The 26,317-nt window shown below is 69.8% G+C and carries 27 protein-coding genes; 5 read left to right on the plus strand and 22 right to left on the minus strand.

All coding sequences use genetic code 11. The features are described 5' to 3' along the window. The first annotated feature begins 130 nt into the window (after positions 1-130). The gene (locus ASE44_RS05410) at positions 131-2,185 is read left to right on the plus strand and encodes a maltotransferase domain-containing protein (RefSeq protein WP_082455834.1); all 2,055 of its coding nucleotides are present in this window, start codon (positions 131-133) and stop codon (positions 2,183-2,185) included. Beyond that, positions 2,182-4,464: a 1,4-alpha-glucan branching protein GlgB gene (gene glgB, locus ASE44_RS05415; RefSeq protein WP_157579806.1), complete on the plus strand. Its 2,283-nt coding sequence runs from the start codon at positions 2,182-2,184 to the stop codon at positions 4,462-4,464. The genes ASE44_RS05410 and glgB overlap by 4 nt, the downstream gene beginning before the upstream one ends. 84 nt (positions 4,465-4,548) lie before the next feature. On the opposite strand, the gene ASE44_RS05420 is transcribed toward glgB, so the two are convergent. The 11 genes from ASE44_RS05420 to rpsB form a co-directional block, all read right to left on the minus strand. Then, complete coding sequence (locus ASE44_RS05420; RefSeq protein ID WP_056778038.1) at positions 4,549-5,541, minus strand: tetratricopeptide repeat protein; 993 nt, start codon at positions 5,539-5,541, stop codon at positions 4,549-4,551. Beyond that, a complete protein-coding gene (locus tag ASE44_RS05425; protein WP_056778042.1) occupies positions 5,538-7,406 on the minus strand; it encodes a hypothetical protein in 1,869 nt (622 codons plus the stop codon). Before ASE44_RS05425 ends, ASE44_RS05420 begins: the two co-directional genes overlap by 4 nt. Positions 7,407-7,525: 119 nt before the next feature. Continuing rightward, a complete protein-coding gene (locus ASE44_RS05430) occupies positions 7,526-8,269 on the minus strand; it encodes an alpha/beta hydrolase (protein ID WP_056778044.1) in 744 nt (247 codons plus the stop codon). Positions 8,270-8,324: 55 nt separating this feature from the next. Continuing rightward, on the minus strand, positions 8,325-8,615 hold the full coding sequence (locus tag ASE44_RS18165) for a hypothetical protein (protein ID WP_082455836.1): 291 nt from the start codon (positions 8,613-8,615) through the stop codon (positions 8,325-8,327). A gap of 56 nt (positions 8,616-8,671) precedes the next feature. Then, positions 8,672-9,340 (minus strand): lytic transglycosylase domain-containing protein, encoded by a 669-nt coding sequence (locus tag ASE44_RS05435; RefSeq protein WP_200921020.1) that lies wholly within the window; start codon positions 9,338-9,340, stop codon positions 8,672-8,674. A 75-nt stretch (positions 9,341-9,415) separates the two neighbouring features. Beyond that, the gene (locus tag ASE44_RS05440; RefSeq protein WP_235522551.1) at positions 9,416-9,973 is read right to left on the minus strand and encodes a DivIVA domain-containing protein; all 558 of its coding nucleotides are present in this window, start codon (positions 9,971-9,973) and stop codon (positions 9,416-9,418) included. Positions 9,974-10,028: 55 nt separating this feature from the next. Further along, positions 10,029-11,075 (minus strand): phosphatidate cytidylyltransferase, encoded by a 1,047-nt coding sequence (locus tag ASE44_RS05445; protein WP_235522552.1) that lies wholly within the window; start codon positions 11,073-11,075, stop codon positions 10,029-10,031. Between the two features lie 71 nt (positions 11,076-11,146). Next, positions 11,147-11,701: a ribosome recycling factor gene (gene frr, locus ASE44_RS05450; RefSeq protein ID WP_056006819.1), complete on the minus strand. Its 555-nt coding sequence runs from the start codon at positions 11,699-11,701 to the stop codon at positions 11,147-11,149. A gap of 72 nt (positions 11,702-11,773) precedes the next feature. Next, the gene (pyrH, locus tag ASE44_RS05455; protein ID WP_056006822.1) at positions 11,774-12,487 is read right to left on the minus strand and encodes a UMP kinase; all 714 of its coding nucleotides are present in this window, start codon (positions 12,485-12,487) and stop codon (positions 11,774-11,776) included. A 169-nt stretch (positions 12,488-12,656) separates the two neighbouring features. Then, a complete protein-coding gene (gene tsf / locus ASE44_RS05460; RefSeq protein ID WP_056778047.1) occupies positions 12,657-13,484 on the minus strand; it encodes a translation elongation factor Ts in 828 nt (275 codons plus the stop codon). Between the two features lie 18 nt (positions 13,485-13,502). Further along, positions 13,503-14,429 carry a 30S ribosomal protein S2 gene (gene rpsB, locus ASE44_RS05465; protein WP_056006828.1) on the minus strand — a complete coding sequence of 309 codons (927 nt, stop codon included), beginning with the start codon at positions 14,427-14,429 and terminating at the stop codon, positions 13,503-13,505. A gap of 314 nt (positions 14,430-14,743) precedes the next feature. On the opposite strand from rpsB, the gene ASE44_RS05470 reads away from it, so the two are divergent. After that, positions 14,744-15,268, plus strand: a complete 525-nt coding sequence (locus ASE44_RS05470; RefSeq protein WP_162235737.1) for a murein hydrolase activator EnvC — start codon at positions 14,744-14,746, stop codon at positions 15,266-15,268. Here the strand turns inward: ASE44_RS05470 and ASE44_RS05475 are convergent. From ASE44_RS05475 to ASE44_RS05525, 11 genes are all read right to left on the minus strand, one after another. Beyond that, positions 15,241-16,170 carry a tyrosine recombinase XerC gene (locus ASE44_RS05475; RefSeq protein ID WP_056780894.1) on the minus strand — a complete coding sequence of 310 codons (930 nt, stop codon included), beginning with the start codon at positions 16,168-16,170 and terminating at the stop codon, positions 15,241-15,243. The two genes, ASE44_RS05470 and ASE44_RS05475, sit on opposite strands and share 28 nt — an antisense overlap. A gap of 57 nt (positions 16,171-16,227) precedes the next feature. Continuing rightward, positions 16,228-17,517, minus strand: a complete 1,290-nt coding sequence (gene dprA, locus ASE44_RS05480; protein ID WP_056778054.1) for a DNA-processing protein DprA — start codon at positions 17,515-17,517, stop codon at positions 16,228-16,230. Beyond that, positions 17,514-19,043: a YifB family Mg chelatase-like AAA ATPase gene (locus ASE44_RS05485; protein WP_056778058.1), complete on the minus strand. Its 1,530-nt coding sequence runs from the start codon at positions 19,041-19,043 to the stop codon at positions 17,514-17,516. The genes dprA and ASE44_RS05485 overlap by 4 nt, the downstream gene beginning before the upstream one ends. Continuing rightward, positions 19,043-19,399, minus strand: a complete 357-nt coding sequence (locus ASE44_RS05490) for a YraN family protein (protein ID WP_056778061.1) — start codon at positions 19,397-19,399, stop codon at positions 19,043-19,045. Before ASE44_RS05490 ends, ASE44_RS05485 begins: the two co-directional genes overlap by 1 nt. Before the next feature lie 123 nt (positions 19,400-19,522). After that, positions 19,523-19,846 (minus strand): DUF2469 domain-containing protein, encoded by a 324-nt coding sequence (locus tag ASE44_RS05495; protein ID WP_056006841.1) that lies wholly within the window; start codon positions 19,844-19,846, stop codon positions 19,523-19,525. A 12-nt stretch (positions 19,847-19,858) separates the two neighbouring features. Continuing rightward, positions 19,859-20,503, minus strand: coding sequence for a ribonuclease HII (locus ASE44_RS05500; RefSeq protein ID WP_056006844.1), 645 nt, complete (start codon positions 20,501-20,503; stop codon positions 19,859-19,861). Next, positions 20,503-21,252 (minus strand): signal peptidase I, encoded by a 750-nt coding sequence (gene lepB, locus ASE44_RS05505; protein WP_056006848.1) that lies wholly within the window; start codon positions 21,250-21,252, stop codon positions 20,503-20,505. The genes ASE44_RS05500 and lepB overlap by 1 nt, the downstream gene beginning before the upstream one ends. Positions 21,253-21,327: 75 nt before the next feature. Beyond that, positions 21,328-21,675, minus strand: coding sequence for a 50S ribosomal protein L19 (rplS, locus tag ASE44_RS05510; RefSeq protein ID WP_056006851.1), 348 nt, complete (start codon positions 21,673-21,675; stop codon positions 21,328-21,330). A 164-nt stretch (positions 21,676-21,839) separates the two neighbouring features. Further along, positions 21,840-22,367, minus strand: coding sequence for a hypothetical protein (locus tag ASE44_RS05515; RefSeq protein WP_056778063.1), 528 nt, complete (start codon positions 22,365-22,367; stop codon positions 21,840-21,842). Between the two features lie 83 nt (positions 22,368-22,450). Next, entirely contained in the window at positions 22,451-23,110 is a 660-nt protein-coding gene (locus ASE44_RS05520; RefSeq protein WP_056778065.1) for a response regulator transcription factor, read from the minus strand. After that, on the minus strand, positions 23,107-24,351 hold the full coding sequence (locus tag ASE44_RS05525) for an ATP-binding protein (RefSeq protein WP_082455840.1): 1,245 nt from the start codon (positions 24,349-24,351) through the stop codon (positions 23,107-23,109). The genes ASE44_RS05520 and ASE44_RS05525 overlap by 4 nt, the downstream gene beginning before the upstream one ends. 112 nt (positions 24,352-24,463) lie before the next feature. On the opposite strand from ASE44_RS05525, the gene ASE44_RS05530 reads away from it, so the two are divergent. Next, a complete protein-coding gene (locus ASE44_RS05530; RefSeq protein WP_056778067.1) occupies positions 24,464-25,969 on the plus strand; it encodes a PspC domain-containing protein in 1,506 nt (501 codons plus the stop codon). Then, on the plus strand, positions 25,966-26,298 hold the full coding sequence (locus tag ASE44_RS05535) for a hypothetical protein (protein WP_056778070.1): 333 nt from the start codon (positions 25,966-25,968) through the stop codon (positions 26,296-26,298). The genes ASE44_RS05530 and ASE44_RS05535 overlap by 4 nt, the downstream gene beginning before the upstream one ends. The last annotated feature ends 19 nt before the right edge of the window (positions 26,299-26,317 follow it).

The raw sequence follows: 26,317 nt of genomic DNA on the forward strand, positions 1-26,317 counted from the left end.
CCGTCCACCCTGCGGGAACCGCACGGCACGGTCCGCCTTAGCATGACGCGCGACACCCCGCGCGGCCCTTCATCGGCCCACGTTTCGCGGTACGGTCGGACGAGTGGCACCGAAGGAGATGGAACGCACTATGCCGAAGTCAGTACCGCAGTCCTCCACCGTCGACGACGCCGGAACGGTGTCGCTCACACTCACCCCGAACATCGGGCGCATCCCGATCCTCGATCCGACCCCCTCCGTCGAAGGCGGGCGTTGGCCGGCCAAGGCGTTCGCAGGAGAGGTGGTCCCCTTCGCGGCGACCGCGTTCCGCGAAGGCCACGACCTGATCGGGGTCGAGCTCCTGCTCACCGACCCCCGTGGGAAGACGGCCGCCCATCGCATGGCACCGGGCGCCGCCGGTACCGACCGCTTCGAGGTCCAGGTCCAGCTCGCCACCGAGGGGACCTGGAGCTATCAGGTGCGTGCCTTCGCCGACGAGTTCGCCACCTGGGAGCACAACGCCCGGGTGAAGATCGAGGCAGGCGTCGACGTCGACCTCATGTACCTCATCGGGGCGGAACTCCTCGAGGGAGCGTCGACGGACAAACTCCGCCCCGCCAAGGACCGCCGGTTCCTCACCTCGACCGCCAAGCTGCTCCGCGACGCCGACGCCGATCCCGACGCGAGGTTCGCCGTCCTCGACGATGCGGAACTGCTCGCCATCGCCGCGCGACGCCCGTTCGCCGGACTCGCCAGCACCAGCGAGCAGCGACGCATCCGGGTCGAGCGCACGCGGGCCGGTGTCGGCTCGTGGTACGAATTCTTCCCCCGCTCCGAGGGCGCCGAGCAGCGCCCGGACGGATCCTGGGCCTCCGGCACCTTCCGGACGGCCGCAGCACGCCTCCCCGCCGTGGCCGCGATGGGCTTCGACGTCCTGTACCTGCCGCCCATCCACCCGATCGGTGAGACGTTCCGCAAGGGACCCAACAACACCCTGACCCCCGGCGAACACGACCCGGGATCCCCCTGGGCCATCGGTGGTGCCGCCGGCGGCCACGACGCGATCCATCCCGACCTCGGAACCGAGAAGGACTTCGTCTCCTTCGTCCGTCAGGCGAAGAAGTTCGGCCTGGAGATCGCACTGGACCTCGCCCTGCAGGCCTCGCCCGACCACCCCTGGGTGACCGAGCACCCCGAGTGGTTCACGACACTGCCGGACGGCACGATCGCGTACGCGGAGAACCCGCCGAAGAAGTACCAGGACATCTACCCGGTGAACTTCGACAACGACCCGGAGGGCATCCGCACCGAGGTGCTGCGCATCGTCCGCCACTGGATCTCGCTCGGTGTCCGCATCTTCCGGGTCGACAACCCGCACACCAAGCCGCTCGACTTCTGGGAGTGGCTCCTCGCGACGGTCAACCGCACCGACCCCGACGTCGTCTTCCTCGCGGAGGCGTTCACCCGTCCGGCGCTCCTGCAGGGGCTCGCGAAGGTGGGCTTCCAGCAGAGCTACACGTACTTCACCTGGCGGAACACGAAGGAGGAACTCGAGGAGTTCCTCGGCGCGGCGGCCACCGAGACCGCCGACTTCCTCCGCCCGAACCTGTTCGTGAACACCCCCGACATCCTGACGGAATACCTCCAGTTCGGTGGACGCGCCGCGTACAAGGTGCGTGCGGCCATCGCCGCGACGGCAGCGCCCACCTGGGGGGTGTACGCCGGGTACGAGCTCATCGAGAACGTCGCCCGCCCGGGCGCCGAGGAGAACATCGACAGCGAGAAGTTCGAGTACCGGCCGCGGGACTGGGCGGCGGCCGAAGAGGCCGGGACGTCGCTGTCGCCGTACCTCACCCTCCTCAACCAGATCCGGCGGACGCACCCCGCGCTCCGGCAGCTGCGCAACATCAGCTTCCACTGGAGCGACGACGACCAGATCCTCGTCTACAGCAAGCACCTCGACGAGCGGTTCACCGGGACGGGTGAGCCGGACACGATCGTCGTCGTCGCCAACCTCGACCCGCACTCCGTACGACAGACCATGGTGCACCTCGACCAGACGGTCTTCGGCGGCGTGCCAGGAGGCACCTTCGACGTCACCGACCTCGTGACCGGGGCCGAGTGGATCTGGTCCGACAGCAACTTCGTGCGCCTCGACGCCTTCACCGAACCCGTGCACATCCTGAGCGTGAGGATCCGACCATGACGACCATCCCCCCATCCGCCGACGGTGCCGCGGCTCCGAAGCGCTCGGGTCGCCGGGCTGCCGCTCCCCCGGCCGCCGAGGTGGCTCCGCCCCCGCGTGAGCTCCCGCTCCCGTCCGTCGACGACTGGATCCTCGACGCGGTCTCGGAGGGCCGCTACCACGATCCGCACCAGATCCTCGGGCAGCACCTCGTCGATTTGGGCGGGGTGAGCGACCCACTCGTCGTGGTGCGCGCGCGTCGCCCCCTGGCCGAGCAGGTCACGGCGGTCCTCGCGAACGGAGCACGCGTGGAGCTCGCCCACGTCCGCTCCGGCATCTGGCAGGGTTTCCACGTCGACGGCATCCTCGACTACACGCTCGACGCGCGCTATGGGGACGGCTCGACCTGGAACGCCGACGACCCCTACCGCTTCGCCCCGTCGATCGGCGAGCTCGACCTCCACCTCATCGGTGAGGGACGCCACGAGCGGCTCTGGGACGCCCTCGGTGCACACGTGACCGAGCAGCAGGGTGTCACCGGCACCGCGTTCGCCGTGTGGGCACCACACGCGCGGGCCGTCCGCGTCATCGGCGACCTCAATTCGTGGGACGGCACCGCACACGCCATGCGGAACATGGGAGCGACCGGGGTCTGGGAGCTGTTCATCCCCGGCGTCGGTCCCGGAGAGCTGTACCGGTTCGAGATCCTGGCCCAGGACGGCCGCTGGGTCCGACGGTCCGACCCCATGGCCCGGTTCACCGAGCGGTCCCCCGCGACCGCATCGGTGACGGGTGTCAGCGACCACCGCTGGAACGACGCCGACTGGATGGAGCGTCGGGCCGCGAGCGACCCGCACAACGGCCCGATGAGCGTCTACGAGCTCCACGTCGGGTCGTGGCGTCCCGGCCTCGGCTACCGCGACCTCGCCGACCAGCTCATCGAGTACATCGGCGAGCTCGGGTACACGCACGTGGAGTTCATGCCGCTGGCCGAGCACCCCTTCGGCGGCTCCTGGGGCTACCAGGTGACCGGCTACTACGCTCCGACGAGCCGGTTCGGTTCGAGCGACGATCTGAAGTACCTGATCGACCGACTCCACGGCGCCGGGATCGGCGTCCTCATGGACTGGGTCCCCGGCCACTTCCCGAAGGACGAATGGGCCCTCGCCAATTTCGACGGCCAGCCCCTGTACGAGCACCCCGACCCGCGACGCGGCGAGCAGCCGGACTGGGGCACGCTCGTGTTCGACTTCGGCCAGCCCCAGGTCAAGAACTTCCTCGTCGCCAACGCCCTGTACTGGCTCGAGGAGTTCCACGTCGACGGTCTCCGCGTGGATGCCGTCGCCTCGATGCTCTACCTCGACTACTCGAGGAAGGACGGCGAGTGGCTCCCGAACGTCCACGGAGGACGCGAGAACCTTGAGGCCATCAGCCTGCTCCAGGAAGCGAACGCGACCGCGTACCGCCGCAACCCCGGCATCGTGATGATCGCCGAGGAGTCGACCAGTTGGCCCGGCGTCACCGCGCCGACGAGCGAGGGCGGCCTCGGCTTCGGCCTGAAGTGGAACATGGGTTGGATGCACGACTCGCTCGAGTACATGCAGTACGACCCGCTGTACCGCTCGCACCACCACGGTGAGATCACGTTCTCGATGGTCTACGCCTTCAGCGAGAACTTCCTCCTGCCGATCAGCCACGACGAGGTCGTCCACGGGAAGGGCTCGCTGCTGGCGAAGATGCCGGGTGACCACTGGCAGCAGCTCGCCAACATGCGCGCCTACCTCGCGTTCATGTGGGCCCACCCGGGCAAGCAGCTCCTCTTCATGGGTCAGGAGTTCGGCCAGCCGTCCGAATGGTCGGAGGAACGCGGGCTGGACTGGTGGATCCTCGATCAGCCGAGCCACCGCGCCCTGCTCGGGCTCGTCGCGCGGCTCAACGCGGTGTACACCGAGCATCCCGCGCTCTGGGCGCTCGACCACGACCCCGCCGGCTTCGAGTGGCTCGACGGCGGCGACGCGCAGAACAGCGTGCTGTCGTTCATCCGCTCCGACGACGAGGGCAACGTCATCGCCGCGCTGGTCAACTTCTCCGGAGCGCCGGTGGGGCCCTATCGCGTCGGCCTCCCGCGCGCCGGCAGATGGGAGGAGCTGCTCAACACGGACGCCGTCGAGTACGGCGGATCGGGTGTCGGGAACTACGGATCGATCGAGGCGACGGCGGCACCGTGGGCCGGCCGGCCGGCCTCCGCGGAACTCACCCTCCCCCCGCTCGGCATGATCTGGTTGAAGCACGTCGGCTGAGCCGGGCGGACGCCTCCCGGCTGCAGCACGAAGGCCCGCCTCCTGAGGGAGGCGGGCCTTCGTCGTCCGCTGGACCGGGACGGATCAGTAGAGCAGGCCGGTCAACCGCGCCCGAGCCCGCATGACGCGAGGATCGGTGACACCGGCGACCTGGAACAGCTCGAGCAGGCGCGTCCGGACCGTGTCCTTGTCGGCCTGGTCGAGCTCGGGGAACATCGTGAGCAGTCGGTCGAAGGCGTCGTCGACGTGGCCGCCGGACAGGTCGAGGTCGGCGACCGCCAACTGAGCGTCGAGGTCGGCGGGAGCGGCTGCAGCCCGACTGCGGATCTCCTCCAACGTCTTCCCGCCGAGACGGTGCAGGAGCCGTACCTGGGCGAGGCCGGCCACGGCCATGTCGTCCTTCGGGTTCTGGGCGATGGCTTTCTCGTACGCGGCGATGGCCGTCGGGTAGTCGGCGCGCTCGATGGCCTCGTACGCCTCCGCGTGCAGCGGCGGCAGGGGCGGCTCCACCGGCTCCGCCTCCTCGGCTGCGGTCGCTCCGTCGGCGACGACAGCGCGGCCGGAGACGCCGTTCTGCGCGGCCAGCTGGAGCAATTGCTCGATGACCTCACGCACCTGGGACTCGGGGATCGCACCGTTGAACATCGGCACGGGACGGCCACCGACGACCGCGACGACCATCGGGATCGACTGGGCTTGGAACGCCTGCGAGAGCTGCGGGTTCGCATCGACGTCGACCTTGGCGAGCACGAACCGGCCGGCGTATTCCGCAGCGAGACGTTCGAGCACCGGTGAGAGCTGCTTGCAGGGCCCGCACCATTCCGCCCACAGGTCGATCACGACCGGGACGACGGAGGACAGCTCGACGACCTGGCCGAATCCGTCGTCCGTCGCGTCGAAGACGAACGACGGGACGTCCACGGTCTGTCCGGCGGTCGCGCCGGGTGCCTCCGCGGGGGCGCCTGACTGGCCCGGCTGAGCTGGAGCTCCGGCGGGCGGCGCCTGGTGGCGACGGGCGAGGCCGGACAGGTCGACGGCGCCGCGCAGGTGCGCCGCGCTCGGCTCCGCGGCGCTCACGGGAGCTCCGATGCGGCGGTGAGGGTCTGGGTGAAACCGAGCAAGGTGATCTTCTCTCCGGAGTTGACGGCTGGCACGTAGAACAGGAGCTGGTCACCGTAGGTGGCCTGCGTCCCCTTCGCGCTCTCGGTGATCCCGGAGAGCGCGGCGACGGAACCCTGAGGTTTCACGGTAGCACCGGCGGTGACGACGCTGACCGTCTCACCCTCCTGGACGTTCACGGCCACGATCGCACCCGAGTCGTTGGTCGCCAGCGCGACGTTCGGACCGGTCCCGGCGGCGGCCGAGAAGGCGATGCTCGCGGTCGTCGGCAGGCCGGCGGCCTTCGTCGCCCGGTCGGCGGCGACCTGCGTGCGGAAGACGTCGCCGTCGGCGTCGAAGAGGCCGGCGAACGAACTCGCGTCACCGTTGGTGATGATGTCGGCGTACGCCGCCGCGATCTGCTCGGGCGGCATGACGAGCAGCTTCGAGTCCGGCGGCACACTCGCGGCGCCGATCGTCGCCGGAGCGACGTTCTCGAGCCGTGCGCCTTCGAGGAGCTTCTCCGCGTAGACGACCTGGTAGTTCGACCGCGGGTCCTCCTGCGTCATGACGAGGACGGTCGGCGAAACCGTCTCGTCCGACTTGTCCTGGATCGCGGTCATGACGGTGCGGGGCCAGGCGTCGGTCGCCTGCGGCAGGGTGAGGGTGACGGGCGACGCCGGGATGGGCGTCGCACCGGCGGCGTCGGCGACCTTCGCACGGAGGGCGTAGTTGGCGGTGCGTTCCGCGAGCGCCGGACCGGCGAACCGGACCGCTGCGGCGGTGCCGTCGAGCGCGGCGTCGGCCTCGGAGGCAGCGGTCGAGATGCGCGACACGATGCGCTCGACCTGGGGAACGGTGACGACGGGAGCAGCGAAGTCCTGATCCTGGCTGTCGGCCGGGAGATCGGTCGCGGTCACCGTCGGCGTCGGGGACGGAGCACCGATCGTGGGCCAGTAGTCCTGTGAACATCCGCTGAGCCCGAGCGTCCCGACGAGGACGAGGGGCACACCGATCACCAGGGAACGGCGGAGCGGACCGCGCTTGGTCTTGCCTGCACCGAGTTCTCGGGGGCGACGCGGCTTCGGCTGTCTCGACATCTTGGTGAGGCCCTTCTGTCCTTGGCCGGGACCCTTGCGACGCGGGCCGCGGGAGCGACGCATCCGCTGGATGCCCGAGAGGTACAACACGATGCCGGCCAGGAGGACGACGATGCCGCCGGCGATCAGCGGCCCGGCCCACGGGGTGGCGTTGTCGAGGGGCCAGGAGAGACGGAGTGAATCCGGGGCGGCGGCGCTGCCATCGGTCGCGACGAGGACGTCGATGTCCTTCGGGAGGTTCATCGTCGCGATGACGGCGCCGGCCTCGTCGTACTCGCCGAGCCAGAGGTCCGACCCGCGCGGGTCGGGACCCTTGTCGTCGGCCGGGGCGGCTGCGGTCGGCTCCGGGGAGGGAGCGGTCGAGGGCTGGTCGCTCGGTGACGCGTCACCGTCGTCCGTGGAGTCGTCGGCGTCCGGGACGACGCTCGTCGTCGTCAGCGCGGTCCCCGCGCTGTTGACCCCGACCCGGCTGTAGGGCTCGTCGCCCAACCAGGCGGTGATGTCGGCCGCGCGACCGTAGCTCATGAACACCTGTGTGTCGCCGCCGGCGCTCGCGACGATCGACTGCGCCCCCGGCTGCGACTGCAGCACACTCCCGGGGATGACGATGAAGCGGTCTCCGTCGTCCACCGTCGTCGACAGGCTGAACGTGCCCGGTTGGAGGAACACGGTCCGTTGCGCGATGCCGGTCACGATCATGACGGCAGCCACGACGAACGCGGCGATGGCGAGAACGAAACGCACGGAATACTCTCCTCTGGCGCCGGGGACGACGCGGGTGATCATGCGCCCGACGGGCTCCGGCGGGTCGGGCCGGCACGAGACGCAGGTGGTTCAGGCTATCGGACGTGACTGGGAGGCTGCTAGACGGCTGCTGAACGCTCGGGCGTCGGCCAGTGCGTCGGCAGCGGCAGTGCCGCAGGGTGCACCGCGGCCACGATCTCGGTGAGGACGCGTCGGGTCTGACTCTCCCCCACCCAGAGGTGCTTCGCACCGTCGACCGGTACGAGCGTCGCCCCCGGGAGGACGCCGAAACGCTCCGTCGCCTCCGGTGGCCGGAGGAAGTCGTCGAACTCCGGGACGAGCACGATCATCGGGCGTTCGTCGGCGGCCCACGCGCGCAACTCGTCGTCGGTGGTGCGGTGGAGCGGCGGCGAGAGGAGGATCACCCCGTCGACGGCCGCTTCGCGTCCGTACTTCAACGCCAGCTCGGTTCCGAAGGACCACCCGAGCAACCACGGATGCGGGAGTCCGCGCTCGGCGACGAAGGCCAACGCCGCCTCGACGTCCGCCCGTTCGCCCACACCACCGTCGAAGGCGCCGTCGCTCGTCCCGCGGGGTGACGAGGTCCCCCGCGTGTTGAACCGGAGGACCGCGATCCCCGCCAGGGCCGGCAGGCGTGCGGCGGCCTTCCGGAGCACATGGGAGTCCATGAACCCACCAGCGGTCGGCAGCGGGTGCAGGGTCACCAGGGTGGCGACGATCGGGCCGTCCGCCGGCACGGCGAGCTCACCGACGAGGGTCAGGCCGTCGCTGGTGTGCAGCTCGATGTCCTCGCGGACGGCGGGCAACTCGGTCCCGCCGCGGATCTCGATGGTGTCGGTCATGTGATGTCTCCTCCTCGGAGCGGATCGTCGGCGTCTCCGGGCGACCGGAGCGCCCTCAACGGATCCGCCAACAACGGTCATGCCAATGGCGTCGAGCGGCGATGTCCGCCTGATCGCCCAGCACGCCGTCCGCGCGCCAGGTCACCACGTGCGCGGTACCCGGCGGGATCGTCTGCCCGCAGCCCGGGCAGACGTAGGTCTTCTGTGCGCTGGAACCGGACACCGGTTGGACATTCCAGGAGCCGTCCCGGTGGTCTTCGGTGCGCTTCCACCCGGCGAGCAGCCGGTCGAGCCCGTTGCCTTCGTCGTCGCCGGGCCGAGGCCGATGGCGGTGATGTCGAGGCATGGGTCAAGTCTAGGCACAGCCTCCCCGACACCCGTCGAGCGGGCGCGCGGGTCGGGTCAGTACCAGCCGTTCGACTCCGAGTGAGCCCACGCACCGCACGGCGTGCTGTACCGGCTCGTGATGTACCCGAGCCCCCAGGTGATCTGCGTGGCCGGGTTGGTCGCCCAGTCCGCCCCTGCAGACGCCATCTTCGAGCCGGGCAGTGCCTGCGGGATGCCGGTCGCGCCGGAGCTCGCGTTGTACGCGTACACGTTCCAGCCGGACTCACGGTTCCACAGGGATACGAGGCAGCTGTACTCGCCCTCTCCCCAACCGTTCGCCATGACCATGTCGTACGCGATGGCCTGAGCCGTACCCGGGTCGGGTGTTCCCGCCGCGGGCGCACTGCCGGACGACGAACCCTTGTCCGTCGCGGCCGGGGCGGCCACGGGTGGCGGCGGGGGCGGCGGAGCGACGACCTCGTAGCTGTCGCGGGCGAAGGTGTACTGGAAGTTCGAGCTGGCGACCACCGACTGCGCGGCGTTCCCGCCGAACTGCGCCTGCTTCTCGGCGTAGGAGGATGCCACCACGCTCGAGGTCGGGTCGACCATCGTCACCGCCACGAAGCCGAACGCCGCGGTGGCCGCGAAGATCCCGAGGACCTTCTTGCCACGCGAACGCGGACGACGGTAGGACTGAACAGCCTTGCCGGAGTTCGGCTGGGCTGATGGTTTCCACGGAGTCACGTCAGTTGAGTGTTGAGGCACGATGCATCGATGGTAGCCGAGAACACCGGAACAGGCCACCGGAGAGGAGGACCCTCAGCGAACCGCCAGCATGACGTCGACGACGCTGTCGAGGAGGGCGTCGACCTGCGACTCTCGATAGCCCGCCCATTCGTTGCGGAAGACGGCGGTTCGGACACGGTCGACACTGAGCGGCGTCCCGTCGTGGAAATAGGCGACGAGGCGGTCGGCCAGAGCGTCGACGTCCTTCCGGCTGTACCCCCGCGCGAGGAGGCTCACCCGGTTGAACCGTTGACCCTCGGGCCGGGTCAGCCGGTTGAGGATGACCTGCGCGGTGCCGCGGGCGTCACGGAGCCACTCCTTCGCGCCGCGTTCCTCGACGGACCGCTCGCGCTCCCGCAGGGAGAAGGCGTCCTCGAGGCGCTCCAGTGCGGCGTCGACGTGCTCGGTGCTGTACCCGCCGCGCACCAGCCGGAAGGCCACCCGACGGATGTCCTCTGCGGACAGCACGGTGTCGGCGTCGGCCTCGGCGTCCTGTGCGTACGCCGCTCGAGCGCGGTCGAGGAACTCGTCGACCTCGGCTGGATCGTAGCCACGCTTCGAACGCTTGGAGGTGGGGAAGATCGTGCTCACCGGACCATTCTCCCCCATGACGGACTGATCGAGCGAAACCGAGGGTGCCGGCGACTCAGCTCGCGAGCGAACCGAAGACCAGGTAGACGACGTAGGCGACGACGGCCGACGGCAGGATGGAGTCCAGCCGATCCAGGAATCCGCCGTGCCCGGGAAGCCAGGAACTCATGTCCTTGACGCCGATGTCGCGTTTGATGAGCGACTCGGCGAGATCGCCGACCGTCGCGCTCCCGAGGAGCAGGAGACCGAGGAGCACACCGACCCACCACGGGACGCCCAGCATCAGGATCGCCAGGAGGACGCCGGCCACGACCGCCGCGACGCCGGCCCCGGCGAAGCCCTCCCACGTCTTGTTCGGACTGATCACGGGCGCCATCTTGTGCTTGCCGAACGACAGACCGCTCGCGTAGGCGCCGACGTCGACGCAGATGACGAGGATCAGGAAGGCGAGCGTCCACCACTCCCCGTCCGGTTGGGCGACGAGGTAGACGGCGAAGGACGCGAGGAACGGCACGTAGACCTGGATGAAGGTCCCCGAGGCCAGATCCCGGACGAGCGTCGGGAGATCCGTGCGCCTGGTGGCGATCAGCTGCTCGGCCACCCGCCAGACGATCACCAGCAGGATGCCGAGGAGGACGACCGACCAGCGCCACACGTCGTGCAGGAAGAACGCGGCCGGTTGCATGGCGACCGCCGAGATCACCGTCGGGATCGCCGGAACCCGACGGCCGGTGTGCTCGAGGGCCTTCCGCAGTTCCAGTGCTGCGAAGGCCACTACGGCCGACGCGAGCACCACGAAGATCACCTTGAAGATGATGAGGCTCACGAGCATGATGCCGCCGGCCGCCACCCCGATGAGGATGGCGTTGACCAGGTTGCGGCCGACACGAGCCTCGATGCGCTCGTTCGTCGCATCGAACTGCGCCTTCGTGGCCTGGACCTGGCGCTCGATGTCGGCCCTGGTGACCTCGACCTGGCGCTCGAACTTGGCCCGACGGTCCTTCAGCTGCGACCGCAGCTCCTGCGGTCCGAGCTTGCCGGCTTTGCCGGGTTCCGGCGTCGTCGGCTCAGTCGACCGCCCGGAAGCGACATCGTCTTCCACAGGTACCTCCAGCGGGCCGGCCGTCGATCGATTGACCGGGCGGCGAACGGAATCAGCGGACGGACAGCGGCTCAGATCGAGAGCAGCTCGGTCTCCTTGGCCTTCAGCGCGGCGTCGACGGCGTCGATGTGCGACTTGGTGACCGCCTCGAGCTCCTTCTCTCCGCGCGCGACATCGTCATCGCCGACCTCGCTCTTGAGTGCCTCGAGGTCGTCCTTGCCCTTGCGACGGATGTTCCGGATGGAGACCTTCGCGTCCTCGCCCTTGCCGCGGACGATCTTCACGTACTCCTTGCGACGCTCGGCGGTCAGCTCGGGCATCGTGACCCGGATGACCGTGCCGTCGTTCGTCGGGTTGGCGCCGAGGTTCGGGATGTCCCGGATCGCCTGCTCGATGTCGCGCAGCGCGGTCTTGTCGTAGGGCGTCACGACGATGGTGCGCGCCTCCTGGTTCTGCAGGGAGGCGAGCTGGGCGAGCGGGGTCGGCGTGCCGTAGTAGCTCACCAGCACCTTCTGGAACAGCTGGGGGTTGGCGCGACCCGTACGCACCGTGGCGAAGTCATCCTTCGCGGCCTCGACGGCCTTCGACATCCGGGTACCAACATCCGAGAGGACATCCGCGATCACGAGCACTCCTTTGATTGCATTACTGGGTTCAGTCTAGTCGGGCGACGGCGCAGGACCTGGCCGCCCTGCCGCCTACGCGGAGGTGACGAGGGTGCCGATCGCAGCGCCACGGATGGCTGCCGTCACGTTCCCGGCGGGTTCCATGCCGAAGACCCGCATCGGCATACCGTTGTCCATGCAGAGGCTGAACGCCGTCGAGTCGACGACCTTCAGGCCGCGCTGGAGGGCCTCCTGGTAGGAGATCGTGTCGATCTTCGTCGCGGTCGGGTCGACGCGCGGGTCGGCGGTGTAGACCCCGTCGACACCGTTCTTCGCGACGAGCACCTCGACGGCGCCGATCTCCAGCGCGCGCTGCGCCGAGACGGTGTCGGTCGAGAAGTAGGGCAGCCCTGCGCCGGCACCGAAGATCACGACGCGACCCTTCTCGAGGTGACGCTCCGCGCGGAGCGGGATGTACGGCTCGGCGACCTGCGTCATGGCGATGGCGGACTGCACGCGGGTCGCTGCGCCGGCCTGCTCCAGGAAGTCCTGGAGCGCCAAGGCGTTCATCACCGTTCCGAGCATGCCCATGTAGTCGGCTCGCCCGCGGTCCATCCCGCGCTGACTGAGCTCGGCACCACGGAAGAAGTTGCCTCCTCCGACGACCACGGCGACCTCGACCTCGGCAGTCGCTTCGGCGATCTCTCGGGCGATCGACCCGACGACGTCGGGATTGACGCCCAGCTGGCCGCCTCCGAACGCCTCACCTGACAGCTTGAGCAGTACCCTGCGCTTCTTCTCCGGCATCCGCCTGTCCTCCCTCGTCCCTCACACAACTTAGTGCCCGGAGCCACGCGCTGTCCGCGACAACCGACGACTCCTCGGCTGGATCATCACCGATCCGGCGTGCACGGATATGTCCGTGCACGCAAAGGGGTCCGGATCGCCACTGGCGATCCGGACCCCGTCACAACTGCTACGCGCCGACCTTGAAGCGGGCGAACCCGGTCACGGTGAGGCCCGCGTCAGCGAGCACCTTCTGCACGGACAACTTGTTGTCCTTGGCGTAGTCCTGCTCGAGGAGCGCCACCTGCTTGAAGTACGAGGTCACTCGGCCTTCGACGATCTTCGGCAGAGCCGCCTCGGGCTTGCCCTCGTTCTTCGAGATCTCGGTGACGATCTCGCGCTCCTTCTCGACCTCGTCGGCCGGGACGTCGTCGCGGCTGAGGTAGGACGGGTTGGCGAAGGAGATGTGCTGCGCGATGCTGCGAGCCGTCTCCGCGTCGTCACCCGTGTAGCCGACGACCACGCCGACCTGCGCGGGCAGGTCCTTGTTGGTCTTGTGGAGGTACACGGCGAAGTGCTCGCCCTGGACCACCGCGAGGCGGCGGAGTTCGAACTTCTCACCGATGATCGCTGCCGAGTCCGCGATGACCTCGGCGACGGTCTTGCCGTCGGCCGGAGCCGCGTTCCCCTCTTCGACGGTGGTCGCGCCGGCGGCGACGACCGCGTCGAGGACGAGGTCGGCGAGGGCGAGGAACTTCTCACCCTTCGCGACGAAGTCGGTCTCGCAGGCGAGCTCGATGAGGGTGGCGGTCTCGCCGTTCTCCTTCGCGGCGACGAGGCCTTCGCTCGTGGAGCGGTCGGCACGCTTCGCGTTGCCCTTCGCACCCTTGAGGCGGAGGATCTCGGTCGCCTTCTCGACGTCGCCATCGGCTTCGACGAGTGCGTTCTTGGTGTCGACCATGCCGGTGCCGAGCTGCTCGCGCAGCACCTTCAGGTCAGCAAGAGAAAAGTTTGCCATTGCTGGTGATCTCCTTGATTACTTCTCGTCGGCGACGGGCTCGGCTGCAGCTGCACCCGCGGCGTCGTCGGCGGACTCGGTTGCGGCGACCTCGACGTCTTCGACGGCGGGGGCGGACTCGACGGCGTCGGTCGCGGCGATGGCCTCATCGGCGACCTTCGCGGTCTCGGCGGAACCCTGCTCGCCACCCTGGAGCAGCTCCTGCTCCCACTCGGCGAGCGGCTCGGCCGGGGCGTCGCCCTCGGTCGGCTTCTGGTGGCGCTGGATGAGCCCCTCGGCGGCGGCGTCGGCGATGATGCGCGTCAGCAGGCCGACGGAACGGATCGCGTCGTCGTTACCCGGGATCGGGTACGTGACCTCGTCGGGGTCGCAGTTGGTGTCGAGGATGCCGATGACGGGGATGCCGAGCTTGCGCGCCTCGTCGATCGCGAGGTGCTCCTTCTTGGTGTCGACGACCCAGAGGGCGGACGGCGTCTTCGAGAGGTTGCGGATACCACCGAGCGACTTGTGGAGCTTGTCCAGCTCGCGCTTCTTGATGAGGAGTTCCTTCTTGGTGAAGCCGCTCTTCGAGGCGTCTTCGAAGTCGAGCTCCTCGAGCTCCTTCATCCGGGCGAGTCGCTTCGACACCGTCTGGAAGTTGGTGAGGAGGCCACCGAGCCAACGCTGGTTGACGTAGGGCTGGCCGACGCGCGTCGCCTGCTCGGCGATGACTTCCTGCGCCTGCTTCTTCGTACCGACGAAGAGGATGGTGCCGCCGTGGGCGACCGTCTCCTTGACGAAGTCGAAGGCCTGGTCGATGTAGCCGAGCGACTGCTGCAGGTCGATGATGTAGATGCCGGAACGCTCGGTGAAGATGAACCGCTTCATCTTCGGGTTCCAACGGCGGGTCTGGTGCCCGAAGTGCACGCCGCTGTCGAGCAGCTGGCGGATGGTTACGACGGCCATGAGCCGTTCTCCTGTTCTGCGCTCGCCACCGCACCGCTGGCGCGGACGGTTGGGAGTGCCTCGGTTGTCTGACGGACCGGATGGCCTCGTCCCTGGTGCCCGGCGCACGTCCGCCGCGCTCCGGAGAGCGAGGACCGAATGGAAGTGGAGGCCGAAATGGCACGCGTAGTCACCCCGACGAGCGAGGTGCTCCGTTCAGCATAGCATCCGGGCACCGTGACGACCGCGCTCCACAACCGCCTCGACACCTCGTCCGCTGCGCTCACCCGATTCCCCGTGGACCCCGGGTGTCCCGCTTCCGGGAACCTCGGATGATGACCATCTCCATCACGCTCCGCCTGCTCTCCGTCTGCCTGCTGCTCGGCACGCCGTCGAACGGCTCCGCCGTGACGCCGGCCTGGTCCTGGCCCCTCGCTCCCCCGCACCCGGTCGTCGCCCCCTTCGTCGCTCCTCCGGATCCGTACTCGGCGGGCCATCGAGGGATCGACATCGCGGCGAGCCCAGGAGCACCGGTCACAGCCGCGGCCGCCGGCGTCGTGACCTTCAGCGGGACGGTGGTGGACCGGCCGTTGGTCGTGATCCGGCACGACGATGGACACGTCTCCAGCATCGAACCGGTCGTGGGCTCGGTGGAGGTCGGCAGCTCCGTGCCGCGTGGAGCGCCGATCGGGACGGTCGGCAGTGGCGGACATTGCGCCGACCGGTGCGTGCACTTCGGGGTGCGACGCGACGGCGTCTACGTCAACCCGATGTCGCTGCTCGGCGAGGTCCCACCGGCGGTCCTGCTCCCGCTGACCGCGACGGCGGCGGCTCAGGCCCGTGGATGGGCGCTGCGGTAACTCTCCTTGATGCGCTCGACGGAGACGTGCGTGTAGATCTGCGTCGTCGCGAGGCTGGCGTGCCCCAGGAGTTCCTGGACCGCTCGCAGGTCGGCCCCGCCGTCGAGGAGGTGCGTCGCGGCCGTGTGACGCAGGGCGTGGGGTCCCGCCGGGCCGCCGCCGGGCACGGCGTCGAGGAGCCGGGCAACGAGGGTGTACACGGAGCGCGGGCCGAGCCGGCCACCGCGGGCTCCGAGGAACAGGGCGGCGCCGGGCGCCGGTCGACCGTCGCTCGAGCGGACCCGAGCCGCGAGCTGCGGTCGAGCGCTCGTGAGGTAGTCGACGATCGCCGATTGCGCTGGGACACCGAACGGCACCACGCGTTCCTTGTCACCCTTCCCGGTCACGCGGACGGTGAGTCGGTCGAGATCGAGGTCGTCCCGGTCGAGGCCGCAGAGCTCGGAGACGCGGAGCGCCGACGCGTACAGGAGCTCGACGACGGCGAGATCGCGGAGCGCGTTCGGCTCGCCCGCCGCCGCGCGGTCCTCGAGCCCGGCGAGCAGCTCGTCGAAGGGCCCGCGGCCGACGACCCGGGGAAGGGTCCGACCGGTCTTCGGACTCCGGAGGCGTGCCGCGACGTCCGCGTCGACCCTGCCCGTCCGGAGGAGCCAGTCGCTCCAGGCCTTGGCCGTGGCGGTCCGTCTGGCGAGCGTCGCCTTGGATGAGCCCGATTCGGACGCCACCCAGAGCCAGTCACGCAGGAGGTCGAGGGTCACACCGCTCACGTCGTCGACGTCGCGTCCGCTGGCGAAGTCGGCGAGCTGCCGGAGATCGGATGCGTAGGCGCGAACGGTCTGCGGCGAGAGCCGACGCTCGGAGACGAGATGCTCCGAGAAGGCGGCTGCGCTCGTCTCGATGTCCACCTGCACAGCTTGCCGCACGGGTGCGGCGGCGCGTCCCTCCCCCGCCGATCGTGCACGTCATGCTCGTCCGGCGTGGAGCACCCATCCGTGTTCGCGCTCCGAGACGACCCCGGCGAGGTCCAGCGCGCCGAGCACGCCCGTCACCTCGCGCAGGCTCAGACCGCTCTCCTTCGCGATCGCGTCGACGCTGCGCGCCGAGCGGACACTCATGGCATCACGGACGCGGCGCTCCTCGGCGGAGGCGTACGCCTCGCCCGTGTCGTCCAGCGCGCTCCACCCGGCGAGCTCGGCCATCTGTTCAGCGTTCGTCACGCACGTGGCCGCGTACTCGCGGATCAGCCGGTGGCAGCCCGCCGAGGAGGGACTCGTGACGGGGCCAGGGACGGCCCCGAGCGGTCGTCCGAGCGACGCGGCGTGGCCTGCGGTGTTGATGGACCCCGAGCGACTCCCCGCCTCGAGGACGACCGTCGCGGACGAGGCGGCGGCGATGAGTCGGTTGCGCTGCAGGAACCGCCATTTCGAGGGCACCGAGCCGCACGGCGATTCGCTGACCACGGCACCGCCCGATTCGCGGATCCGACGGATCAGGGCGTCGTGACCCGCCGGATAGGGACGATCCACCCCTCCGGCGAGGTACGCCACGGTCATCCCACCGCTCCCGAGCGCGGCACGGTGGGCCGCACCGTCGATACCGTACGCCGCACCGGAGACGATCGTGAAGGCCCGGTCGACGAGCCCTGCCGCGGCCTCAGCGGTCACGTGCTCGCCATAGCCGGACGCCGCCCGCGCACCGACCATCGCGATCGCGCGGTCGGAGACGGGCGCGCCGGGATCGCCCCGCAGCCACAGGGCGTGAGGGGCGTGCACGTCGAGATCGCCGAAGCCCGAATGCCAGCCGGGGCCGCCGGGCAGGATCAGCCGGGCACCGACGCTGATCGCCGTCTCACAGGCGGCGACGAGGTCCGCGGACACGAGTCTGGGCCGCCAGCGCTCGAGCGCGTTGCCGAGCACGCGGGAAGCCGGAGGTGCTGCCGGCTCGTCGGTGTCCGATGATGCGGGGGTGCCCGCTCCCGGCCACCCGCTCGCCAGGATCCGGCGCTGCAGCTCCGTCGGCCCGGCCCGCTCGATCACGGCCGAAAGCGCCCCCACCGGACCGAGCGCGGCGACCACGAACCCGGAGACACCGTCGCCGGGTTCCGCGATCATCGTCCACGCGGCCCTGGCGAATGCCTCGCGCACGGCCTCGGCGTCGGAGACGACGCCTGCCCCGTCGACATCCGGATCGTTCCCGAGTCGCCGGACGAGCCTGTCGATCAGCGTGCTGTCCAACCCGAACCAGGAGCTCATGAGATGCCCTTCCGGAGGAAGAGCGCCCGGCCGAGGTGCTCCGCCGTGGGGCTGACGGCGTCGTCGAGGTCGGCGAGCGTCCACGCCAATCGGAGGATCCGGTCGTACCCGCGCATCGTGATCCCGCCGCGCTCGAGCGATCGGTCGAGCGCCACCGTGACCGATCTGGCGAGACGCATCCGCGGGCTCCGGAGCCAGGTGCCGCTGGCCTGCGCGTTCGTCGTCCAGCCGGTGCCCGCCAATCGTTCGGCGCTCGCGCTCCGGACGGCTTCGACCCGGGCACGGGCCTCGGCGGTGGACAGCCCGCCCTCCTGCGAGAGGCCGGACAGCGCCGAGGTGATCCGTGAGACACGGACCCGGATGTCGATGCGGTCGAGGAGCGGTCCGGACACCCGTCCGAGATACCGCCGCCTGGCCTGCGGCGGACAGGTGCAGACACCGTCCGCCGTGCCGTACTGCCCGCAGGGACATGGGTTGGCGGCGAGGACGAGCTGGAAGGCGGCCGGGAAGGTCGCACTGCCGTGCGCACGGTGGACGGTGACGACACCCGACTCGAGCGGTTGCCGCAGCGAGTCGAGGACGTCCGCCCGGAACTCGGGTGCCTCGTCGAGGAAGAGCACCCCGTGCGCTGCCCGTGCCGCAGCCCCCGGCCGGATCTGCCGAGAACCTCCGCCGATGATCGCCGCAGCCGAGGACGAGTGATGGGGGCTCTCCCAGGGCGGTCTGCGCACGAGGGATCCGTCCGGTGGGAGGCCGATCAGGGACCGGAGACAGCTGACCTCGACGGCGGCGTCCGGGCCGAGATCGGGGAGGATCTCCGGCAACCGGGCGGCGAGCATGGTCTTGCCCGCACCCGGTGGTCCGACCATCATGACGTGGTGACCACCGGCGGCGGCGGCGACCATCGCCTCGACCGCGTCCGGCTGACCGACGACGTCGGCCAGGTCGAGCGGGTCCGGCTCCGGCAGTTTCTCGACCCGCTGCCGGACCGGCTCCAGGTCGATTGGCGTCAGTTCGGCGCCGTGCCAGATCGCCGCGTCGCGGAGCGACGTCGCGCCGATGACGGTGACCCCGGGGACGAGCTGTGCCTCCGCGACGTTGGCGGTCGGCACCATGACCGCGTCGTAGCCCGCGCGAGCCACGGCGAGCACCGCGGGGAGCACACCCGTGAGCGGCCGCAGCCGACCGTCGAGTCCGAGCTCACCGAGATGCACCACCCGCTCGGCGGACTCCCGGCGGACGAGGCCGCCGACGGCGAGACAGGCGATGGCGATGGAGAGGTCGAACGCACTCCCCTGCTTCGGCAACGACGCCGGCGACAGGTTGATCGTGAGCTTGCCGCCCGGCAACGGGCAACCCGAGTTCGCCGTCGCGCTCTTGATCCGGTGCGCGGCCTCGCCGAGGGACTTGTCGGGGAGTCCGACGATCGCCATGCCGGGGACCGTCGCCGACGCCGACGCCTCGACCTCCACGATCGACCCCGTGAGCCCGGCGAGGGCGACGGACCAGGTGCGCGCCACGGCCATCAGGACACCCCTCTGAGGTGCTCGAGACGCACGCCGCCCTCCGGCGGCAGCACGATCCCGACGACGTCGACGCGCATCCGCCTCGACCGTGGATGGTGCTCGGCGCACCATGCCCCGGCCAGGCGGCCGATCCTCGCGAGCTTGCGAGCGGTGACCGCCTCCGTCGGGTCTCCGAACCCGACACCGGAACGGGTCTTCACCTCGACGAAGACGAGGGTGCCGTCGTCGTCGGCGACCACGTCGAGCTCGCCCTGCGGGCATCGCCAATTGCGATCCAGGATGCGGAACCCGCACGCCTCGAGATGTTCCATCGCCACCTGCTCGCCCCGACGGCCGAGCTCGTCCTTCCGTGCCATGTGCACCTCCTGGCACCCAGCCAAGCGGGACGGAGGAGGTTCGGATGCGCCGGGTGACGTGGGAGCGAAGATCGGGGCGACGGACCGTCCTGTGGAGCGGGGTCGGCGGCGAGCGAGTGGCGGTTACTCGTCGAGCGTGAGCTCCTTGGGCAGCTCGAAGTCGCGCGAGGAGAGCTGCTCCACGTTGACGTCCTTGAAGGTGAGGACGCGGACGCTCTTGACGAAGCGGTCGGAGCGGTACACGTCCCAGACCCAGACGTCGGTCATCGAGAGCTCGAAGTAGAAGTCGTTCGCCGTGTCGCGTCGAACGAGCTCGACCTCGTTGGCGAGGTAGAACCGGCGCTCGGTCTCGATCACGTACTTGAACTGCCCCACGACGTCGCGGTATTCGCGGTAGAGGGCCAGTTCGACCTCGCGGTCGTAGTCTTCGAACTCGTCTTCGTCCATGGTCTCTCTATCCTACGTGTAGGCCGGCAGCCAGCTGCTCCGGTGGTGCAGCGTCAGACCGTGCTCCGTCAGCGCCGCCAGGTGGTGGACCGAGCCGTAGCCCTTGTTCCCCTGCCAGCCGTACTCCGGCAGCGTCTCGTGCAGCTCGATCATGAGCCGATCCCGATGCACCTTGGCGAGGACCGACGCCGCCGCGACGGAGGCACAGTCGCGGTCCGCCTTCACGCGGGTGGTGATCGTGAGCGGGCGATGGAGCGAACGGCTGAGCCAGTCACTGTTCCCGTCGAGGAGCACGGTCGACCCCGTGACGTCGGCTCCGACGGCGTGGAGCTCGAGCAACGCACGGCGCCCGGCCAGGCCGAGGCAGGCCGTGATGCCGAGTTCGTCGACCTCCGCCGGACTCGCCAGCCCGACCGCGCCGTAGAGCACCCACTCGCGGGTGAGCGGTTCCATGCGGGTCCGGGCCTGCTCACTCAACAGCTTGGAGTCGCGGAGCCCGACGGGGAACGGACCACACGCCGGGGCGACGACCGCCGCGCCGACCGCCACCGGTCCCGCGATGGCGCCCCTGCCGACCTCGTCCATGCCGATGACCGACGGGACCCCCGCGGCGAACAGTCCGTGCTCGACCTCGAGGGTCGGTTCGCTGACCGCCATCACTCCTTCTCTGGAGCGGGGATGCCCTGGAACACCGAGGGGTAGTTGTCGAGCCAGGCCCAGTTGCTGGACGGCCAGGTGATGACGAACGCCCGCCCGACGACGTTGTCGATCGGGACGAACCCGCCACCAGGCGTGTCGGCGTTGTACCGGGAGTCCTTCGAGTTGTAGCGGTTGTCGCCCATGACCCAGAGCGAGCCCTCCGGCACCACGATGTCGAACGCGTCGCCGGAGACCTTCTCGGTGCCTGCGGGGAGCTTCACGTACGGCTCGTTGAGTGGCACGCCGTTGACCGTCATCTGGCCGAGCGGGTTGCAGCAGGTGACGTGGTCGCCCGGGAGCCCGATGACGCGCTTGATGAGGTGGTCGTCGCTGTCGGGGGCGACGAGACCGAAGATCGACAGGACCCATTCGACAGCAGCGGTGGCCGGCGGCTGCGGGGGCTCGACCGTCTGCGGCAGCCAGCCGCCCGGATCCTGGAAGACGACGACGTCGCCGCGGTTCAGGGCGACTACGTCCGGGACGAGCTCGTTCACCAGGATGCGGTCCTGGATCTGCAGGGTGTTCTCCATCGACCCGGACGGGATGTAGAACGACCGGACGAGGAAGGTCTTGATGAGGAAGGAGACCAACAACGCGACCACGAAGATGATGAGGAGGTCGCGAAGGAAGAGCAGCGCTCCGCGTTTCCCGCGTGGGCGCTGCTTGTGGTCGGGCGACGCGTCTGCCGCCAGGGAATTGTCTGTCATTTAACCGCCTGAGCTCCCCACCAGCTTATCCGGTGGGGAGCTCAGGAATGATCGCGCAGGCGACCGGGAGGACGACTAGTTGTCGCGCTTCTCCTTGATCTTCGCCTTCTTGCCACGCAGTTCGCGCAGGTAGTAGAGCTTGGCGCGACGGACGTCACCGCGGGTGACGACCTCGATGTGGTCGATGTTCGGGGAGTGGACCGGGAAGGTACGCTCGACGCCGACCTGGTAGCTCACCTTGCGGACGGTGAAGGTCTCGCGGACGCCCTCGTTGGAGCGGCCGATGACGACACCCTGGAAGACCTGGATACGGGACTTGTTGCCCTCGATGATGTTCACGTGCACCTTGACGTTGTCGCCGGCGCGGAAGTCGGGGATGTCCGACTTGAGGGATGCTGCATCGACTGAGTCGAGAATGTGCATGATGATTCCATCTCTGCGACCGCCACAGGTCGACCGCTGAATACGTTCGGAAGGAAGGGTGTGCCCGTTGCCGGCGTTCCCCTGTGGCAGAACTGCGGAGGCACAAACAGCAATTGTGTCATGAAAGCGTTCCGGATGGGTAACCGGGCGCGTCCGACGCCTCCTCAGCGACGTTCGTCGGGCTTCTTCTCCTCGATGACGATGAACTCGCCGCCGTCGATCGGCCCGGGTTCGAACCGCTGCGCGGGTGGGATCGAGGATCCGGGTACCGTTCCCGGAGCGGCGGCGGCCATCCGCTCGAACTCCGCCATCGTCTCGCGCGCACGGCGCGTCGTCTCGGAGATGAGCTGGGAGATGACGCCCCAGAACGCGGCGAGCCCGGCGACGACGCCGAGCACGGCCCAGAGGGCCACACCCGAGCTGAACGAGCCGAAGCAGATGATCGTGACGTGCCAGAGGGCGAGCAGCCCGACATCGGTCCAGGAGACGAGGCGTGTCGTGCGGACACTCGCGCGGGCCGAGATGAGGAAGGCGATCGCGGCGAGCGCGATGGCGAGGATCGGCATCGCGATGAACAGCCCGACGAGGCTCCAGCCGCTCTCGCCGAACAGGCCCCACCCGACGAACGGCCAGGCGGGCAGGACGAAGATCGCGATGAATCGCCAGTAGAAGAACGCCCGCCGGATGATCATGTCCCCAGGGTACCGCCGGGTCCCCTGGCGTGCGCTGGGCGTTCGCTCACGGCCGAGCCGCGGCGGACCCGGCCCGGGACCCGTCAGAGCAGCTTGCGTTGCAGCGCCCAGGCGGCGAGCTCATGGCGCGAGGACAGCTGGAGCTTGCGGAGGACGCTCGAGACATGGGTCTCGACGGTCTTGACGGAGATGAACAGCTCGGTCGCGACCTCCTTGTAGGCGTATCCGCGCGCGATGAGCCGCATGACCTCCTGCTCGCGGGCGGAGAGGCGGTCGAGTTCGTCGACGGACTGGGCCGTCTCCCCCGCCACGGCACCGAAGGCGTCGAGCACGAAGCCGGCCAGACGAGGTGAGAAGACGGCGTCGCCGTCGTCGACGCGTCTCGCCGCCTCCGCGACCTCCGCGCCCGAGGAGCTCTTCGTGATGTAGCCGCGCGCTCCCGCCCTGATGACCCGGACCACGTCTTCGGCGGCATCCGACACGCTGAGCGCGAGGAACCGCGTGGCGGGCACGCTCGCGGTCGAGCCGGCGATGACGTCGGCTCCCCCGCCACCGGAACCGCCCGGCAGGTGGACGTCGAGCAGCACGACCTGTGGCCGGGTCTCCGCGATGACCCGGATCGCCTCCTCGACGTCTCCCGCCTCGCCGAGGACGTCGATCCCCGGCCCGAGCTCGCTGCGGAGCCCGGAACGGAAGATCGAGTGGTCGTCGACGATCACGACGGTCAGTGGTCGCTCGCTCATGGTCGGCTCCTCGGAACGGTCTGGACGGGTGCGGGCTGCGGCGCGGCGTCGTGGACAGGCAGGACGAGACGGACCTCGGTGCCGCGGCCGCCGGGTCGCGTACGGATCGTCGCTTCACCGCCGATGCGCTGCATGCGGCCGATGATCGACTCACGGACCCCGAGGCGGTCGCGCGGGACCTGCTCGAGGTCGAAGCCGGGACCGCGGTCGGAGATCGACACCTCGATCCGTTGCTGTGCCGTCTCGAGGTAGACGGAGACGTCGCCGCCCGCGTGACGTGCCGCGTTGAGCACGGCCTCCCGCGCGGCGGCGAGGAGCGGTTCGGGAGCGTCGTCGACCGGCCGCCCCACCGCGACGACGTCGACGCGCACCGCGTGGTCCGCTTCCACTGCGGCCGCGATGGTCCGCAGCTCGGTCGCCAGATCGCCCGTCGGAGCGGTCCCGCCGGAGAAGAGCCAGTTCCGCAGCTCACGCTCCTGCGCCCTGGCCAGACGGGACGCCTCGCTGCCGGGCCCGGCCTGCTGCTGGATGAGCGCGAGCGTCTGGAGCACCGAGTCGTGCAGGTGCGCCGCGATCTCGGCGCGGTCGGCCTCCCGCATCCGCGCGGCTCGCTCGTCTGCGAGGTCGCGGTTGAGCTGGAGCGCCCAGGGGGCGATCACCACCGCGACCCCGAGGAGTACGGCGAGCGCGGCGACGATGACCGTCCACATGTTCGGGCGATCGCCGGTCACGAAGAAGAGGAGGATGCCGAGGACGACGAGGACGAGCGCTCCGAGCACGCGGATCAGGAGCGCGCGGGAGCCCTCACCACGACCACGCTCGCCGAACTGCCTCCACGCGAGCGCGGCACCCGCGAGGACGACGATCACGGGGATGACGGCCTCGAGCGGGATGTCCATCCCGGTCCGCGTCGCGATCAGCGCGGTCCCGGCCGCGAGCAGGGCGATGCCGAGGAGCACCTCCGTGATCGGCGCCCGACGAGGGATGTCGGAGTCCGCTGCGCCATCGGTCGAGGCGGGCCGCAGCAGGTGCTCGCGAGGATCGATCGGTGCATCGACACCCTGCGTGGGTGTCATGACCCACAGCCACACGTAGAGGAGCAGACCCGCTCCGCCGCAGCAGGCGAGGATGACCGTCGCCGTCCGCACCGCGGCGGCGGGGAGACCGGTGTGCTCGGCGAAGCCGGCGCAGACGCCGCCGAGCAGGCGACGCCTCGGACGGATCATCACCTCGGTTCCCATGGAGCCATCCAAGCAGTTCGGGGTGCGGTCGGCACCCTGGGAGGTCAGGTTCAGGGTGCGCTCAGGGTCATGCCGGATGGGCCGGGCCCGGGCGCTTCGCGAGAATCGGATCATGACGAACCACAGCACGCCACCCGCCGGAGCAGAACAGGGTGCACCCGCCCCGCAGGATCCGACGACCCGCTTCTTCGACTGGTGGCGGACCACCGGTCTCCGTCGCTCGGACGACTCCTGGCTCGGCGGTGTCGCCGGCGGTGTCGCGACTCGGCTCGGCCTCGATCCGATGATCGTGCGCGGCGCCCTCATCGTCATCGCGATCCTGGGCGGACCGGTCCTCTTCGTCTACGCCGCGGGCTGGGCACTCATCCCCGACCAGCAGGGTCGGATCCATCTCGAACGGGCGATCCGTGGGGTGTTCGACCCGGCGATCGTCGCCATCGGCATCCTCGCGGTACTCACCGTCGTGCCGTTCATGCGTGGTCTCTGGTGGGACGGCGTTCCGCACGCCTGGAACCTCCCGGGCTGGCTGGAGTCGACCATGACCGCCGGCTGGGTCATCGCCCTGATCGTCGCCACGGTGTGGCTGATCGTGATGTTCTCGCGACGCGACTCCGAGCGGGCGACTCCCCCTGAGAGACCATCGCAGCGTGACCCGTGGACCAGCGACGCCTCGATCCCGAAGCCGTCGGCACCGTCGGCCACGTTCTCCCCCTCCAGCCCTCCCGGTCAGGCGCCGGCCTCCCCCGGCGCCACGGCCCCGGTGTCGCTCGCGAAGGTCGCCGGTTCGCCAGGTGACCAGGGCGCGACCATGCCGCTCCCTGGCGCCACTCCCACCACCGTCTGGGACGGGGCTCCGAGCCAGCAGCGAGGCTGGACGAGACAGGAGTTCCGGGACGAGATGAGCCGCCAGCGCGCCGAGCAACAGGCCGAGCGCGAGACCAAGGCTCGAGAGCGGCGTGCGCAACACCCGGGAGCGGCCTTCGTCGCGATCACCCTCGGGCTGGCGCTGCTCGCCGGTGCCGGCGCGGCCGTCGTCGCAGCGAGCGCCGGGTTCTCGATCCCCGTCGTCGTCGTCATCGGCCTCGCCGCAGCGCTCGGCGCGCTCGCCGTCGCGACGATCGTCGCGGGCATCAGCGGACGGGAGAGCGGTTGGCTCGGGCTCTTCACGTGGGCCGCCGTGATCTCCTTGCTCGCCACCGGGGTGTTCCCGCTCGGCTCCTCCTTCCTGCCGGTCGGACGCGCGACCTGGACCGTGACGTCGACGGATGCGGACGAACGCCGCGGCTACGTCATGATCGCCGGCCAACCCACGCTCGACCTCGGCGAACTCGCCGACGACGACGCCTTGCGCGGTGGGACGATCGACGTCTGGATCGTCGCAGGCCAGGTCGACGTGCTCATCCCCGAGGACGTTCCGGTGATCGTCGAGTTCTCGGCGATCGCGGGCACCCTGGACACGGGACGCGGCGGTCGGGACGGCTCGGACCGGCGCGGTGGAGCCCTCTTCCAGGACGAGGCGCGGTACGGACGGACGACGTCGGCGGACACGACACGGGTCCGGGTGTGGACGGTCGCCGGCAGCGCGGTCGTGACCGAGGAAGCGGAGGCGGGACGATGAGCGAGCAGGACGACCGGACCGAGCGGGACGACCGGACCGACGCCACGACGGAGTCGACTCCACTGGCGACCGACCAGACGACCACGTCCGAGCGGACGAGCCACGAGGCGAAGAGCGGTTCCGATCAGACGGGTCGAGGCGGTCGGGCGCCGCGGTTCGGCACCATCCTCTGGGGCGTGCTCCTGCTCGTCTTCGCCGGGGCCATGCTGGTCACCAACCTCACCGAGGTGCGTATCGACCCGCTCGGCTGGATCACCGGTGCGATCATCGCGACCGGAGCGGTCCTCGTCGTCGCAGGCATCGCGGCCGCGGTGCGCCGGCGACCCTGAGACCAGGACGCTCGAGCTC

It is taken from the genome of Plantibacter sp. Leaf1 (assembly GCF_001421315.1).
Lineage (GTDB): Bacteria > Actinomycetota > Actinomycetes > Actinomycetales > Microbacteriaceae > Plantibacter.